The organism is Flavobacterium sp. W22_SRS_FP1 (genome assembly GCF_052113685.1).
Lineage (GTDB): Bacteria > Bacteroidota > Bacteroidia > Flavobacteriales > Flavobacteriaceae > Flavobacterium.
The window spans coordinates 64,111-77,814 of sequence record NZ_JBGQOE010000010.1; the positions used below are offsets into that span (position 1 = coordinate 64,111).

The 13,704-nt window shown below is 35.4% G+C and carries 16 protein-coding genes and 1 pseudogene; 7 read left to right on the top strand and 10 right to left on the bottom strand.

Features of this window, described 5'->3' with window-relative positions; translation table 11 throughout:
• Positions 1 to 82 precede the first annotated feature (82 nt).
• The 3 genes from ACEN2H_RS07760 to ACEN2H_RS07770 all read right to left on the bottom strand — a co-directional run bounded on the left by ACEN2H_RS07760 (position 83) and on the right by ACEN2H_RS07770 (position 2,339).
• Positions 83 to 1,030: an ATP-grasp domain-containing protein gene (locus ACEN2H_RS07760; RefSeq protein WP_441731757.1), complete on the bottom strand. Its 948-nt coding sequence runs from the start codon at positions 1,028 to 1,030 to the stop codon at positions 83 to 85.
• Between the two features lie 59 nt (positions 1,031 to 1,089).
• Positions 1,090 to 1,803 (bottom strand): esterase family protein, encoded by a 714-nt coding sequence (locus ACEN2H_RS07765; RefSeq protein WP_441731758.1) that lies wholly within the window; start codon positions 1,801 to 1,803, stop codon positions 1,090 to 1,092.
• 131 nt (positions 1,804 to 1,934) lie between these two features.
• On the bottom strand, positions 1,935 to 2,339 hold the full coding sequence (locus ACEN2H_RS07770) for a glyoxalase (RefSeq protein WP_441731759.1): 405 nt from the start codon (positions 2,337 to 2,339) through the stop codon (positions 1,935 to 1,937).
• A 66-nt stretch (positions 2,340 to 2,405) separates the two neighbouring features.
• On the opposite strand from ACEN2H_RS07770, the gene ACEN2H_RS07775 reads away from it, so the two are divergent.
• Entirely contained in the window at positions 2,406 to 2,804 is a 399-nt protein-coding gene (locus ACEN2H_RS07775) for an acyl-CoA thioesterase (protein ID WP_441731760.1), read from the top strand.
• Here ACEN2H_RS07775 and ACEN2H_RS07780 read toward each other — a convergent pair.
• The 6 genes from ACEN2H_RS07780 to ACEN2H_RS07805 form a co-directional block, all read right to left on the bottom strand.
• A complete protein-coding gene (locus ACEN2H_RS07780; protein ID WP_441731813.1) occupies positions 2,797 to 2,979 on the bottom strand; it encodes a hypothetical protein in 183 nt (60 codons plus the stop codon). The genes ACEN2H_RS07775 and ACEN2H_RS07780 overlap by 8 nt on opposite strands.
• Complete coding sequence (locus tag ACEN2H_RS07785; protein WP_441731761.1) at positions 2,928 to 3,119, bottom strand: ACT domain-containing protein; 192 nt, start codon at positions 3,117 to 3,119, stop codon at positions 2,928 to 2,930. The genes ACEN2H_RS07780 and ACEN2H_RS07785 overlap by 52 nt, the downstream gene beginning before the upstream one ends.
• 77 nt (positions 3,120 to 3,196) lie before the next feature.
• Positions 3,197 to 3,631, bottom strand: a complete 435-nt coding sequence (locus ACEN2H_RS07790) for a GNAT family N-acetyltransferase (RefSeq protein WP_441731810.1) — start codon at positions 3,629 to 3,631, stop codon at positions 3,197 to 3,199.
• Positions 3,598 to 3,765 (bottom strand): hypothetical protein, encoded by a 168-nt coding sequence (locus ACEN2H_RS07795; RefSeq protein ID WP_441731762.1) that lies wholly within the window; start codon positions 3,763 to 3,765, stop codon positions 3,598 to 3,600. The genes ACEN2H_RS07790 and ACEN2H_RS07795 overlap by 34 nt, the downstream gene beginning before the upstream one ends.
• Positions 3,766 to 3,775: 10 nt before the next feature.
• Positions 3,776 to 5,032, bottom strand: a complete 1,257-nt coding sequence (locus ACEN2H_RS07800) for a mechanosensitive ion channel family protein (RefSeq protein WP_441731763.1) — start codon at positions 5,030 to 5,032, stop codon at positions 3,776 to 3,778.
• Positions 5,025 to 5,309: a DUF3817 domain-containing protein gene (locus tag ACEN2H_RS07805; RefSeq protein ID WP_441731764.1), complete on the bottom strand. Its 285-nt coding sequence runs from the start codon at positions 5,307 to 5,309 to the stop codon at positions 5,025 to 5,027. Before ACEN2H_RS07805 ends, ACEN2H_RS07800 begins: the two co-directional genes overlap by 8 nt.
• Positions 5,310 to 5,406: 97 nt before the next feature.
• Between ACEN2H_RS07805 and ACEN2H_RS07810 the strand changes: the two genes are divergently transcribed.
• The 4 genes from ACEN2H_RS07810 to ACEN2H_RS07825 all read left to right on the top strand — a co-directional run bounded on the left by ACEN2H_RS07810 (position 5,407) and on the right by ACEN2H_RS07825 (position 10,449).
• On the top strand, positions 5,407 to 5,934 hold the full coding sequence (locus ACEN2H_RS07810) for a DUF6155 family protein (RefSeq protein WP_441731765.1): 528 nt from the start codon (positions 5,407 to 5,409) through the stop codon (positions 5,932 to 5,934).
• 107 nt (positions 5,935 to 6,041) lie between these two features.
• Positions 6,042 to 7,586 (top strand): DEAD/DEAH box helicase, encoded by a 1,545-nt coding sequence (locus tag ACEN2H_RS07815; RefSeq protein ID WP_441731766.1) that lies wholly within the window; start codon positions 6,042 to 6,044, stop codon positions 7,584 to 7,586.
• A gap of 142 nt (positions 7,587 to 7,728) precedes the next feature.
• Positions 7,729 to 9,066 carry a DEAD/DEAH box helicase gene (locus tag ACEN2H_RS07820; protein ID WP_441731767.1) on the top strand — a complete coding sequence of 446 codons (1,338 nt, stop codon included), beginning with the start codon at positions 7,729 to 7,731 and terminating at the stop codon, positions 9,064 to 9,066.
• A 96-nt stretch (positions 9,067 to 9,162) separates the two neighbouring features.
• Positions 9,163 to 10,449: an NAD(P)/FAD-dependent oxidoreductase gene (locus tag ACEN2H_RS07825; RefSeq protein WP_441731768.1), complete on the top strand. Its 1,287-nt coding sequence runs from the start codon at positions 9,163 to 9,165 to the stop codon at positions 10,447 to 10,449.
• Between the two features lie 27 nt (positions 10,450 to 10,476).
• Here ACEN2H_RS07825 and ACEN2H_RS07830 read toward each other — a convergent pair whose 3' ends face one another.
• Complete coding sequence (locus ACEN2H_RS07830; RefSeq protein ID WP_441731769.1) at positions 10,477 to 11,670, bottom strand: multidrug effflux MFS transporter; 1,194 nt, start codon at positions 11,668 to 11,670, stop codon at positions 10,477 to 10,479.
• A gap of 241 nt (positions 11,671 to 11,911) precedes the next feature.
• Between ACEN2H_RS07830 and ACEN2H_RS07835 the strand changes: the two are divergent.
• Together ACEN2H_RS07835 and ACEN2H_RS07840 are read left to right on the top strand one after the other, a co-directional pair.
• Positions 11,912 to 12,316, top strand: a pseudogene (locus ACEN2H_RS07835) (aldehyde dehydrogenase family protein).
• 257 nt (positions 12,317 to 12,573) lie between these two features.
• Entirely contained in the window at positions 12,574 to 13,464 is an 891-nt protein-coding gene (locus ACEN2H_RS07840) for an SDR family oxidoreductase (protein WP_441731770.1), read from the top strand.
• Positions 13,465 to 13,704 lie beyond the last annotated feature (240 nt).

Sequence of the window (13,704 nt, forward strand, 5' to 3'; positions counted from 1 at the left end):
GCATTTCGTTTCAATCCTCACCAAAAGAGCGGAACTTCTACTACAATATAGGCTTGGGGTTCATTCATTCCCCGAAATTATATTATTTGCCTATTACTGCATTTTTCATAAAAGTTCCCCAGGTCAAATTTATTTTACCTGGTTTCTGTTTTTTGGCCGCAGCAATCGCCATTTTTGCAGATTCTTCAACTACCCATTCAAAATTTTCAGCACCTACAGATGTCAATTCTGCATCAGGAGCAGGGTTTCCAAAATCGATAGCATAAGGAATGCCGTCACGTACGGCAAATTCGACGGTATTAAAATCGTAACCAAGACCTTCACAAAGTTTCAATGTGTATTCTTTCACCGTAGCTAATAATTTCTTATCAGAAGGCGGGCCATCTATAACATAGCGTAAATGAGGTTGGTTTCGCGGTTCGTATTGCATGATTCTAACTGCTTTGCGGCCTAAGCAGTAAACCCTGAAATATTCTGTAAAAACTATCTCTTCCTGAAGCATCATCACCAACTGATTGGTTTCCTGGTGTTTTTCCCAAAAATCTTCTTTATTTTCAAGACGGTATACGTTTTTCCAACCACCACCAGCGTACGGCTTCATATAAGCGGGAAACTTGATATAATCAAATATCGCTTCCCAATCCATAGGGAACTTTAGGTTTCTAAATGATTTTTCAGAGGTGTCTGTTGGGTGTTGAGCTGAAGGAAGCAATACGGTATTAGGTAAAGGCACACCTAAAGTATCAGCTAGAGCATTATTGAAAAATTTATCGTCAGCGCTCCACCAGAATGGGTTATTAATGACATTAGTTCCTGTTAAAGCTGCATTTTTAAGGTAGGCACGATAAAAGGGAACATCTTGCGAAATACGATCAATAATGACAGCGTATTCTCCATCCTTATTTTGAACTACTTTGTCAATTGTAACTGCTTCTGCAATAATACCTTTTGTGTTTTTTGAATTTACGCGATCGATAAATGCCTTTGGGAAGCTGTCTTCCATTCCAAATAAAATTCCAATTTTTTTCATTTTTTGATTTTTATCTTAATTGTGTGATTACGTTATATTCGTGATATCGGTTAACTTCCTCAAAAAAACTTGATTCTTGACAGATAATGTGGAAACATTTCTTTCCAAACTGGCCAATCGTGCTTTTTATCTTGGCGAATATCAAGCCTGTGTGGTACATTTCTCTGGTTCAAAACTTTGCTTAGTTTTAGGTTGGCATCATAGCAGATATCCCAATTGGAAGTTCCTAAAACAACATCCATTTTCCATAATTCTGGATCATTTAGTCCATATAAATAGTCCTCTGGACTATTGTAAAACACATCATTATTATGAAAACCGTCCATAAAACTTTTTATACTGAAGGCACCACTCATGGAAAACATATGGCTAACATAACCTGGGTGTCGAAAAGAAAAATTTGCGGCATGATAGCCACCAAAGCTGCAACCGGCAAGAGCCACTTTTCCTGATGGCGAATTGTTTCTTATTTTTTCGACAATTTCATGGCAAATCATCTTGTCGTAGCTCACATGATTTTCTATCCGATGGATTGGGTAAATGTTTTTATTATAGAAACTCTCTTTATCAGTACTATCGGGGCAATAGATTTGTATTAAACCTTGCTCAATGTACCATCTTGCAGACTCTATCAGCCCCATATCTTTATTTTCATGAAAGCTTCCCATCGAGGTGGGAAACAGAATTACGGGGTATCCAGAATCCCCGAACACTAACATTTCGATGTCTCTCTTGAGGTTTGGAGAATACCATTTGAAATACTCTTCTTTCATAAAACGTTTTAACAATTATAGCGAAAAATAGGTATTAAAAGTAAGATTTTGTCTGTTATATTATATTTTTATAACATAAAAAAAAGAAAATTGTTGAATAGTCAGTAATTTAAGCTTAAAATGGGAATAGACTATTTACTAATGCTGTTTTCAAATAATTGTACTTGACTTTTTAATCTTTCGATAAGCATAGTCATCATTCTTTTGTTAAGGCTAGAAGATTTTTTGATGTATATGGAATATTCATCAGCAGTAAACAATCCTATTACCATTCCTTTTAACGCATTTCGATATTTAACGTCTTTCTGAATTGAGTTTTCGATTGCAACTAACTTTTGCTCTGCTGTTTGAGAGTAAAAATCACTTTTATACTTAGTTATGTAATTCTTAAATGATGCTATGAATAAGTCATTCTGAAGTTTGAGTATAGGACGAAGCACTTCGTTTTGGAAGGTTTCATCAGAGGAGGATTGAGAACTTACAGAACCTATTGCTCCGCCGCGAAACTCTTTTAAAAACACATCTCTTTGATTCATTTTTTTTCTTTAAAATTAAAGAAATTAAGGGAGATGTGCTACTTTCGCAGTATTAAAATAAAAATTATGCGATTCCACACCAGAAAATGGGTAAAACCCCAAGACCTAAATCCAAACGGAACTTTATTTGGAGGTCAATTATTAGCTTGGATTGATGAAGAACTGGCTTTATACAGCATTATCCAATTAGAAAATTCAAGAGTGGTGACTAAATACATGTCTGAAATTAATTTTACAAGTTCAGCAAAACAAGGCGATATCATCGAAATTGGTATTGCTGTCGTTAAATTTGGAAAAACATCATTAACGCTTAAATGTGAAGCTCGCAACATGATGACTAGAGAGACAATTCTTACTATAGATAGCACCACAATGGTCAACTTGGGGACTGATGGAAAACCAAAAGCTCATGGAAAAACGCAGATTGAATTCGTAAAAGACCGAATAGATTTACCTATTAATTAGAAAATTGTTTTAATATTTCCAATACTTTAGTAATATCGGTATAAGCAACAAAGATATAGTCATAGTACAATGCGGCAACAACATTACAGCTTCTTCCATTTTGAGCTAGTGCATTAGAAAAAGCTACCGATAATCCAATGCTACCAAAGACGAATAAACTGTTAATGTAATCCAAGAGGCGATAAATGAATAAGATCTTTTTAAGCGGTCAGCCAATTCTCCAATAATAGCTGTCCCTTCCTGTTCCTTGAAAACTAAAACTACTTCAAGGCTTATATTTTTTACATCGTTGAAAACACAAAATACATATTCCAAATATTGTGTAGAGGGTTATCAGCTTAAAGTAATATCTGCAAACTTAGTTCTGTTTTTATTCCTCTAAGCTGGATAAACTAGGATTTTAGTTGTTTACTTTTTCTTTCGTCTGTTTCTAATATGGCGTATTCAAAATTATCAGACCAACCTGATTTTAAGGGAAGTGACTGCCGAGCATGTCCTTCTCGTTTCATACCCACTTTTTCGAGTACTTTGATGGAACCAATATTATCTATTGCGCATCCTGCTGTAATTCGGTGTAGCTTTAAATTCTTGAAACCAAAATCCAAGAATAGGTTTAATGCTTCGGTTCCAAACCCTTTTCCCCAATAATCTACATTCAGTTTGTAATAAACCTCGGCATTATTATAATTTTTCGAACCTAACTTGAAACCCAGTATTCCGATAATTTTTCCAGTTCTTAATTCCTCTATAGCAAAAGTATAATTTAGAATATTTTGCCGTTGATTATCTGAAATTAGAGGAGTAATAATTTCTTTTGTGACCTCAATTTTTCAGGAATACCTAAGGTATTATATTGATCCGTTTCCGGAAGCGATTGTAAGCTGTGGATAGCATTCAAGTCTGAAAACTCAATCAATCTCAGTTTCAATCTTTCATTAAACAATTCTATAGTCTTGATCATAAATAAATTATTATTTCAAATATTCTTTTTCAGACGGCAGTTCGTAAACCTCCAGATCAAAGTATTTGACCGAAGAAAAGACATGGTCAAAAACGTCCGACATAACATATTCATAATTTTCCCATACTTTATCACGTGAAAACGCGTAAATCTCTATCGGAACACCTTGGGATGTGGACTGCAATTGGCGACACATCAAAATCATGTCCTGGTTCAATGCAGGATGACTTCGAAGGTATGATGTGATGTATTTTCTGAATAAGCCCAAATTAGTGAGGTTCCTGCCGTTGATGAGGATTGATTTGTCAATAGAATTACTGCTGTTGTAAGCATCAATATCTTTTTTTCGGGTATCGATATAATCACTTATGAGGTGTATGCTTTTTAATTTGGATAGTTCCGCATCTTCCAGAAAACGGATACTGCTTGTTTTTATTAGAATGTGTCTTTTTATACGTCGCCCGTCAGAGTTAAGCATTCCGCGCCAGTTTTGGAATGAATCAGAACTCAAACTATAGGTAGGAATGGTGGTGGTAGTATTATCGAAATTCCGAACCTTCACGGTGGTCAGATTGATTTCAATCACATCCCCGTCAGCACCAAACTTGTCCATAGTTACCCAATCACCTATTCGAATCATATCATTTATCGCAACCTGGACACTTGCCACAAAACCCATGATGATATCCCGGAAAATCAATATTATTAAAGCTGATACGGCACCGAAAGTGGTTAAGATTTCCGTATGATTGATTTCAAAAAGTCGGGAGATAATCACGGTGATCCCAACCAACCACAGCACTATCATGATAACCTGAATGAAGCTGTCGATGGGCTTGTCACTGTACCGGGGCTTCAGTTTTAAATAATCCTTCAACGCGTTAAATATGGTCCTTACAATCCATAAAAGCAAAAACACGATATAAATGCCAACGAGTTTCCCGAAAACGCCTTCCCAATATTCATACTTATTCAAAATTACGGGAACCGCTTTGTAGATGAATAATAACGGAATCAGGTGCGCTATGTACTTGGCGGTCTTATTGGTCACCAATAAATCATCGAATTTAGTTTTGGTTTTTTTGGCTATAAAGACCATAACAGTTACCAAAACAAGACGAAATACAACATAAATAAAGTAAGCTAACAAGCACAGCAGCGCTATATTAAATATCAAACTTAAATAGGAAGCAAAGTTGTACCCCAATCCCCATTTTCTAAAAATTGGGTATAGGAAACCAAATACATGTTCAATAAACTTATACATTTTTTAAGTATTTCTTCTCTACGTAAAAAGCACCAAAAGGAATTAAAGAAGCAAGTAAAATAATAAATAATGTTTTAAAAGACCATTTTTGGGAGCTTTTGACTACAAAAGCCAATAAAACATATCCAATAAATAAGACGCCGTGACTCATGCCAATAGGGTAAAGCAAACTATGATATAATTCTATGTTTGATGGCTTGATAAAAAGCATATTAGATAATAATGCCAAATAGGAAATTCCTTCTAGAATTGCTGTAATCTTAAAAATCTTGAGCATTTAATTTTTTTTTAAGTAATAATTTACAAAAATAACTATTATGATTGAAGTATTCAATGCCTAAGTAATTTACTTTTGTTAATCTTAAACTGTGACAATGAGCAAACGCGATTTAAAAAAATACCTAAACGAACTGAATAAAGAGCAACTCGAAGAACAGGTCCTCGAACTTTATGAAAAGTTCAGCCCCGTTAAAGTCTATTATAATTTTGTTTTTAATCCAAAGGAAGAAAGTCTTTTGCAGGAATGCAAAATAAAAATTTCGAATGAATATTTTCCGATAAAAACTACAGGAAGAGGTAAAAAACCTAAAATGAGACGTTCCGTTGCTCAAAAATACATTAAGCATTTTATCGTATTAGGTGTAGATCCCTTTATTATCGCTGATGTGATGCTTTATAATATAGAAATTGCACAAACATTCTGCTCTGGGCAAGTTATAAAACAAGAGTTGTTTTATAAAAGTATGTTTAATTCATTTGAACAAGCTGTGATTTTTATGATCGCAAATGGCCTGTTAAGTGAATTTAAAACTAGAATTACTTCCATTCATAATGAGACAATTTTGCAAAAATGGAAAAACGAAGATGAATTTAATGCGATAGTAGAGCGATTTGAGTATTAACAAGTCGCTTTAACCCAAATTAATTAAATCATGTCCTATATTTTAATTTAAATGTAATAGAATAACTGTTTTTTAAGTGTATTTTTGCAAAAACCCAACAAAAAATAATGTTTGAAAATAGTATAGAAACAGAAAAAGAAGACAGAAAAGAACTATACGGTTATCAAAAAGGCGATATCGACGCCATATTTGAGCGTATGGACAATGCCCCAAAACAGCATCACTTACTTTACCAGTTGCCTACCGGTGGTGGAAAAACAGTAGTGTTCTCAGAAATTGTGCGCCGCTATTTGTCAAAAAACGATAAAAAAGTAGTTGTTTTAACACATAGAATTGAGTTATGTAAGCAAACTTCTAAGATGTTGAAGGGATTTGATGTAAAAAATAAAATCATCAACAGTAAAGTAAAAGAACTCCCAGACCAGAACGAATACTCCTGTTTTGTTGCCATGGTGGAAACTTTGAAAAACCGTATTAATGACGAGAAACTACATCTTGACAATGTAGGTTTAGTAATCATAGATGAAGCGCATTACAATTCATTTAGAAAGCTACTCAGCTCATTTACAAATGCTTTTATTCTAGGGGTTACAGCAACTCCTTTGAGCTCAAACATTAAGCTGCCAATGCACGAAAGCTACGATGAATTAATCGTTGGGGATACCATTAATTCATTGATTGAAAACGGATTTTTAGCAAAAGCGATTACTTACAGTTACGACGTAGGTTTAACTTCTTTGAAAGTCGGAATTAATGGTGATTATACTGTTAAGTCCTCTGATGATTTATACACCAATATGGCCATGCAAGAGAAGTTATTGCATGCCTATACAGAGAAATCATTGGGGAAAAAGACCTTAATTTTCAATAACGGGATCAATACCTCCTTATATGTTTATGAAACATTTAGAGAAGCAGGATACCCAATTCGTCATCTCGACAATACAAGCAGTACTGAGGAACGAAAAGATATTTTACAGTGGTTTAAGAAGACCCCTGATGCTATTTTGACATCAGTTGGTATCTTGACAACTGGTTTTGATGAACCTACAGTTGACACAATAATCCTTAACAGAGCTACAAAATCATTGACTTTATATTACCAAATGATTGGTCGCGGTTCAAGAAAACTACCAAATAAAGATATGTTTACCGTGATTGATTTAGGGAATAACGCAGCCCGATTCGGATTGTGGAGTGAACCCGTAAACTGGCAACATATTTTCAAATCTCCAGAGTTTTACCTGGAAAATTTGCGCGACGATACTGAGATAGAATTGTATTTTAAATTTGTAATGTCTCCAGAATTGAGAGCAAAATTCAGCAAAACAGAAGAAGTAACTTTTGATGTCGATGAGGAACACAAACTCGTTATTGCCCAAAACTTACGTTCAAAAGTGGTTTTGGAAAAATCATTGGAACAGCACGCTGCCATGTGCGTCGACAATACAGAAACTTTACAAGAAGCAAAATCATTGTCAAGAGAGTTAGACGAGGACATAGAGTGTCGTATAAAGCGCTATTCTAAATGCCTGAGCCAATGCAGTAAAAACTACCGCGAATGGCTAGTTGATGATTATAAACTAAAAATGACTTTGTTAATAGGGAAAAAGTATCGTGAGAAAATCATGAACGAGCCTGATGAAGAATAAAAAGTAATATAACAAGGAGCTAATCCCGCTGTACACTAAATCTGTTGTGGTAAAAACCACCACAACAGGATATCGTTTCCATCAGGGCTAGGGATAAATACACAAAAACAACTATTATTTTTAAAATTATAAATCCAAAAAAATGCCAAAACAATTCTCTGATTTAGGGATTTCAGCACCTATATTAAAAGCAATTACCGAATTGAAAATTGTTGTGCCAACAGAAATACAACAAAAAGCAATTCCGTTACTTTTAGCAAACGCTACTGATTTAGTAGGTCTTGCAAAAACAGGTACTGGAAAAACAGCTGCTTTTGGTCTACCACTTTTACAATTAATAGACACACAAATACCTACAGTACAAGCTGTAATATTAGTTCCTACGCGGGAATTAGGACATCAAATTTTTAGAAACTTAGAAGATTTCGCAAAACATCTTCCCGAAGTTTCTATAGCAGCAACCTGCGGAGGAATACCTATTAAACCACAAATGGAACGCTTAGCTTCGCCAACACATATTGTTGTGGCTACACCCGGACGTTTGATAGATTTGATTCAACGCAAAGCTATAAACCTCAAAGAAACTAAATTTCTGGTCCTTGATGAAGCCGATGAAATGGTAAGCATCCTTAAAGAAAGTTTAGATGAAATCGTTGCTGAACTTCCAAAAGAACATAGAACGTTTTTGTTTTCGGCAACCATGCCAGGAACGATAAAACAATTGATTCAGAATTACTTAAACAAAAATGTGGTGCAAGTTAGCGCCAATATGGAAACAATAGGAAATCAAGGAATCGATCACGAATATATAGTGGTTGATCCGATTGAAAAACTAGATGTTCTGATGCATTTTTTGAACTCAAAAGAAGGCGAACGCGGAATTATCTTTTGTAAAACAAAAGCGGCGGTCAATAAACTAGCCAAAAACTTGGCTATCAATCGTTTTTCATCAGGAGCATTACACGGAAGTTTGTCGCAAGGAATCAGAGATCGCATCATGGAACAATTTCGTGAAGGACACATCAATATATTAGTCGCTACAGATTTAGCCGCAAGAGGAATTGACGTAAAAGAAATATCCTATGTCGTAAATTACCATTTGCCTGACGTTTATGAAGCGTACGTACATCGTAGCGGAAGAACCGCCAGAGCAGGGGCTAAGGGACTTTCATTAACCGTGCTACAACCCGAAGAAGAAAAAGAAATTGTTGATTTCGAAAAAGAACTTGGAATAAAATTTACCAAATTTAAAAAGCCATCTGTTGCTAGTATCGAAGAAAATAATACGTTGTTGTGGGCAAAACAAATTTTTAAAACCAAACCCAATCACGAAGTGGATGCGGAATTAAAAACAAAAATAAAAACGGTTTTTCATCATTTGACGAAAGACGAATTGATCGAAAAATTATTGGCAAACTATTTATTGCTAAACAAAAATGAGCCTGTCGAAAAACCAGTCAAAAAGTTGAAAAGGAACTAGATATTCCTGATTTGACTACTGTTAGTTTATTAGCAATTATAAAAAGCGTACCTTTATTGTTGCTATTTTTTTTAAAATAAATAATGAAATTCATATATGGAAATTGTAATAATAGGAGGAGGATTCGCTGGACTAAATCTAGCCAAAGAATTACTAGACCAAAAGGAAATTAACGTAACGCTTGTCGATAGAAATAATTATAATTTTTTCTCGCCATTAATATATCAGGTTGCCACTGCATTTCTAGAGCCATCTAGCATCAGTTACCCTTTTAGAAAATTTTTTGCAGGCAAAAAAAATCTTAAATTTCGTCTTGGTGAAATGCAGAAGGTCGTTCCGGAAGAAAATAAAATTATTCTTCATAACGGAGAATTGCACTACGACCACTTAGTTTTTGCAACAGGTGCTGAAACCAGTTATTTTGGGATGGAGAACGTGAAGAAAAATGCGATCCCAATGAAGACGCTCAATGATGCCATTGTAATGCGTAATACAATACTAAAAAACCTAGAGAAAGCGGCGATTTGCAAAGATATCCGCAAACGCAGGAAATTACTAACTATTGTTGTTGTAGGTGGCGGACCCACTGGCGTTGAAGTATCTGGCATGTATGCCGAAATGAGAAAAAATATTTTTTTAAAAGAATATCCAGAGTTAGCAACATCAGCTAGCAATATCTATTTAATTGATGGTGGAGACACTTTGTTAGCGCCAATGAGTAAAGCTTCACAAGAAGACACTCATAAAGCATTGTTAGACCTCGGGGTAGTTATAAAGCTGAACACCCAAGTTATAGATTATAAAGACGATACGGTGTATTTCTCCAATGGAAAATCATTGGAAACCAAAAACCTTATTTGGGCTGCAGGAGTTTCCGCGAAAATTTTTGAAGGTATACCGACAGAAAGTTATGGTCGTGGGAAACGAATGGCAACAGATGCTTTCAATAAAGTAAATGGTACAAAAAACATTTATGCTATCGGGGATACTTGTATTCAATTAACAGATAAAAATTTCCCTGAAGGACATCCTCAAGTGGCACAGACAGCTATTCAGCAAGGATTAAATCTAGCAAAAAACTTCAAATCAATGATTCAAAATAAACCATTGATCCCTTTTGTATACAACGATAAGGGTTCTATGGCAATTATTGGTAAAAATAAGGCTGTGGTAGATTTGCCAAAACCAAAATTGCATTTCAAAGGCTTTTTTGCATGGCTAGTTTGGTTATTTATACACCTAATTTCCTTGATCACCTACCGCAATAGAATCTCGACATTTATTAATTGGATGATTGCTTATTTTTCAAAAGATCAATCGTTCCGAATGATTATAAGACCTAATAAAACTAGAACGTCTGTAAGCGATGAATCAAATTTTTAAATACAGAAATTAGATTATGAAGTTGTATTAATATTTTACTTTAATCTTTCTTTTTCCAATACTTAAAACGACAAAAGCTGTAATTGTTGAAACGGTCATAATCACCACCATGGGTACCATAGAGTCTTTCACAAAAGTGCCTACAGCAAAAGAAGCTAAAGCGCCAAGACCTAATTGGATTGCACCCATCAAAGCAGAAGCGCTTCCTGCATTCCTTGTAAAAGGTGCAAGTGTCAAGCCTGCGGTATTGGGATTTGAGATCCCCAAACAAGATAGAAATAGGAATAACATGGCAATAGTTTGATACAACCCCAAAAGATTATTCATGGAAGCTATTAAAAAAGTAATCACAATAATCGATTGAGTCATTAAGGCGCCGTAAATCATCTGTTCACTGCTAAACTTCCTTAAAAACAGGGTGTTTAGCTGGCTGGACAGGATGAAACTTAAAGACATAAAGGCAAAAATCCACCCGTACATTTTAGGTTCTACTTTAAAAATATCCATGAATAAGATTGGAGAAGCAGCTACATAGGTAAACAAACCAGAGAAAGCAATAGCGCCAGTAAAGGCATAGGTATAAAACTGAGGTTCTTTTAGAACACTGAAAAAATTATTAAAAATCGGTTTTGGTTTTAAGGAAATACTAGGATCCGGTTTGTAGGTGTCCGGCAAACCAAATTTAGCAGCAAAAAGAATTAGGATCCCAATACACATCAAAATAAAAAATACCATGTGCCAACCAAAGGCCACTGTTACGTAGCCACCAACTGTAGGTGCTAACATTGGAGAAATCCCTACGACTAACATCAAAAGTGAAAATACTTTAGGAATATCGCGTACTGGAAATAAATCGCGAACCATAGAAACCGAAGCCACGGTAGCGGCGCAACTCCCGACGGCTTGAATAAAACGTAATCCAATAAAAGTATTGATATCTTGTACAAAAAAACAACCTAAAGAAGCCAGTATATAAACTAACAAGCCAATGAACAAGGGTTTTCTTCTTCCAAATCGGTCTAACAACGGACCATATAGTAATTGCCCCGCGGAAATCCCAATGAAGTAACTAGATAAAGTCATGGCAACATTAGCAACAGTCGTATTTAAGTCTTTTGCAATACCTGCAAAACCTGGTAAATACATATCGATGGAAAAGGGACCAAGTGCCGTAAGCGAACCTAAAATCAGGATTAATTTGAAATAACGGGCTTTAGTCATCGGTGTTGTGGTGTGTTTTTACTGTTTTCTGCGAAGGTAAAAATTTAGAGGAGTAATCGAAAGTCCTACTGATAAAGATTATAGATAAATCGATAATGTGTACATGCTAATTTCACCCGGATAAAAAGTTGAGAATAAAAATCTTAATTTTAGTTATTGAAAGCATCGGCGATAAATTCATCGAACGAATGCCAGAAAGAATCAAAAAATAAAAGTAGGAAATCCATTAAATGCTGAAACGATGATTGGTTCACAAGTTTCTCAAAGCCAATTGGAAAAAATCTCTAGACACATAAATATTTGTAAAGAAGACTTGGCAGAAGTACTTGCAGTTGGTTCAGCAGGGAACTATTAAGGCGATATGTCTAACGGATAGTACATTTAACAAACAATCTTAAAAGGAAACAGCAAAAAGCCTGTTTACTATAAAGAAATCTTCGGATCAGTAGTTGGATTAACTACTTTTAATTCTACCGAAGAAGCGATTGAAACTTCAAATAACACCATTTTTGGTTTGCGTGCAGGAGATTGGAGTAGAGATGCTCACGAATTATTCCAAGTACCAAAAGCGATACATGCCGGTAGAGTTTGGGTAAACCAATACAATACGTATCCTGCTCAAACATCGTTTGGTGGAGTTAAATAATCAGGATTTGGTCGTCATAATCATAAATTAGCTTTAGACAATTATCGTAAGGTTAAAACATGTTGGTTTCTTGGATAAAGAACCAGTTGGTTTCTTTTGATCAACATTAGATTATAATCTATAGATAGACCCAGGACTTGTCCGGGGGTTATTGTTTTTAAGTTTTCTTGTCTTAAATCAAGACTGAGCTATTTAATGAATTGTATCTTTGAGTTTATATAATTTCAGTTTAAAAATAAAAATAACATTTTAAATATATGTCAAATACAATAAAACCAAGAATACTTATAACGGGCGCAAGCGGCCAGGTGGGAGGCAAAACAATTGATTTTCTTTTATCGAATACAGATATAGAAATTGTGGCTGCAGTGCGTACAGCTGAGAAAGCGGCTCCATTTAAGGCAAAGGGAATAGCAACAGTTATTCTTGATTATGATGATGAAAGTACACATATGGCTGCTTTCAAAAACATTGATCGTATTTTGATGGTCACTGCCTATACAGTGGACATGCTGCGCCAAAGCAAAGCGCTACTGGATAACGCCAAAAAAGCAGGCGTGAAACACATCGTGCATCTTGGCGCTTGCGGTCCAGACGATACTTCTATCGGGCATTGGGCTTGGCATCAGTTCGTAGAACGTTATATTGAATGGGCTGGATTTTCTTATACACATTTGCGACCTCAGGATTTTATGCAAAACCTACTGGCCTATGGCGGTAAAGGAGCAATAGAAAATGGCGTATTGCATCACTATGTAGCTGATGCCAGAATGAGCTGGGTAGATATTGATAATGTGGCCGAAGCGGCTGCAATCACATTGACCCATCCAGAAATACATGCAGGAAAAACATACAGGCTTGGCTATGATGCTAAGAATTTTAACGAGATAGCCACGCTAATGACTTCCATTGTTGGCAAGCCTTTCCGTTATGAGGCACTTTCTCCTGAGGTATTTCTTCAATCTATGATTGAGTCGGGTGCCGAAATGGCTTATATGGGTTGCGTATACGACCACTGGAAACGTTATGCCGCTGGAACTATTCCCGGCGCTGACGATACCTTTGACACCTTTTATGAAATCACAGGAAAACAGCCAACAAAATGGGCTGATTTTATCGAAAAACATAAATCTGAATTAGATTATTAAAAATCTAAGACGAAAGAAGGATATAAGTACAAATGATAACTGAAAGGAAACGATCCTATAATAAAACCGAAATGGACACAGATGTCTGTTTCGGTTTTTTTTGTGTCCTGAAAATCCATAAGACGATTTTAAAGCTCATTATTTAAGTAACTTTTACCGCCATCCATTATAATTTTTCCAGCTTCAACCTTTTTTTAGGCTCAGGGTAGGAGCTTTCATTGGTCGCTCTGCCAATAACAG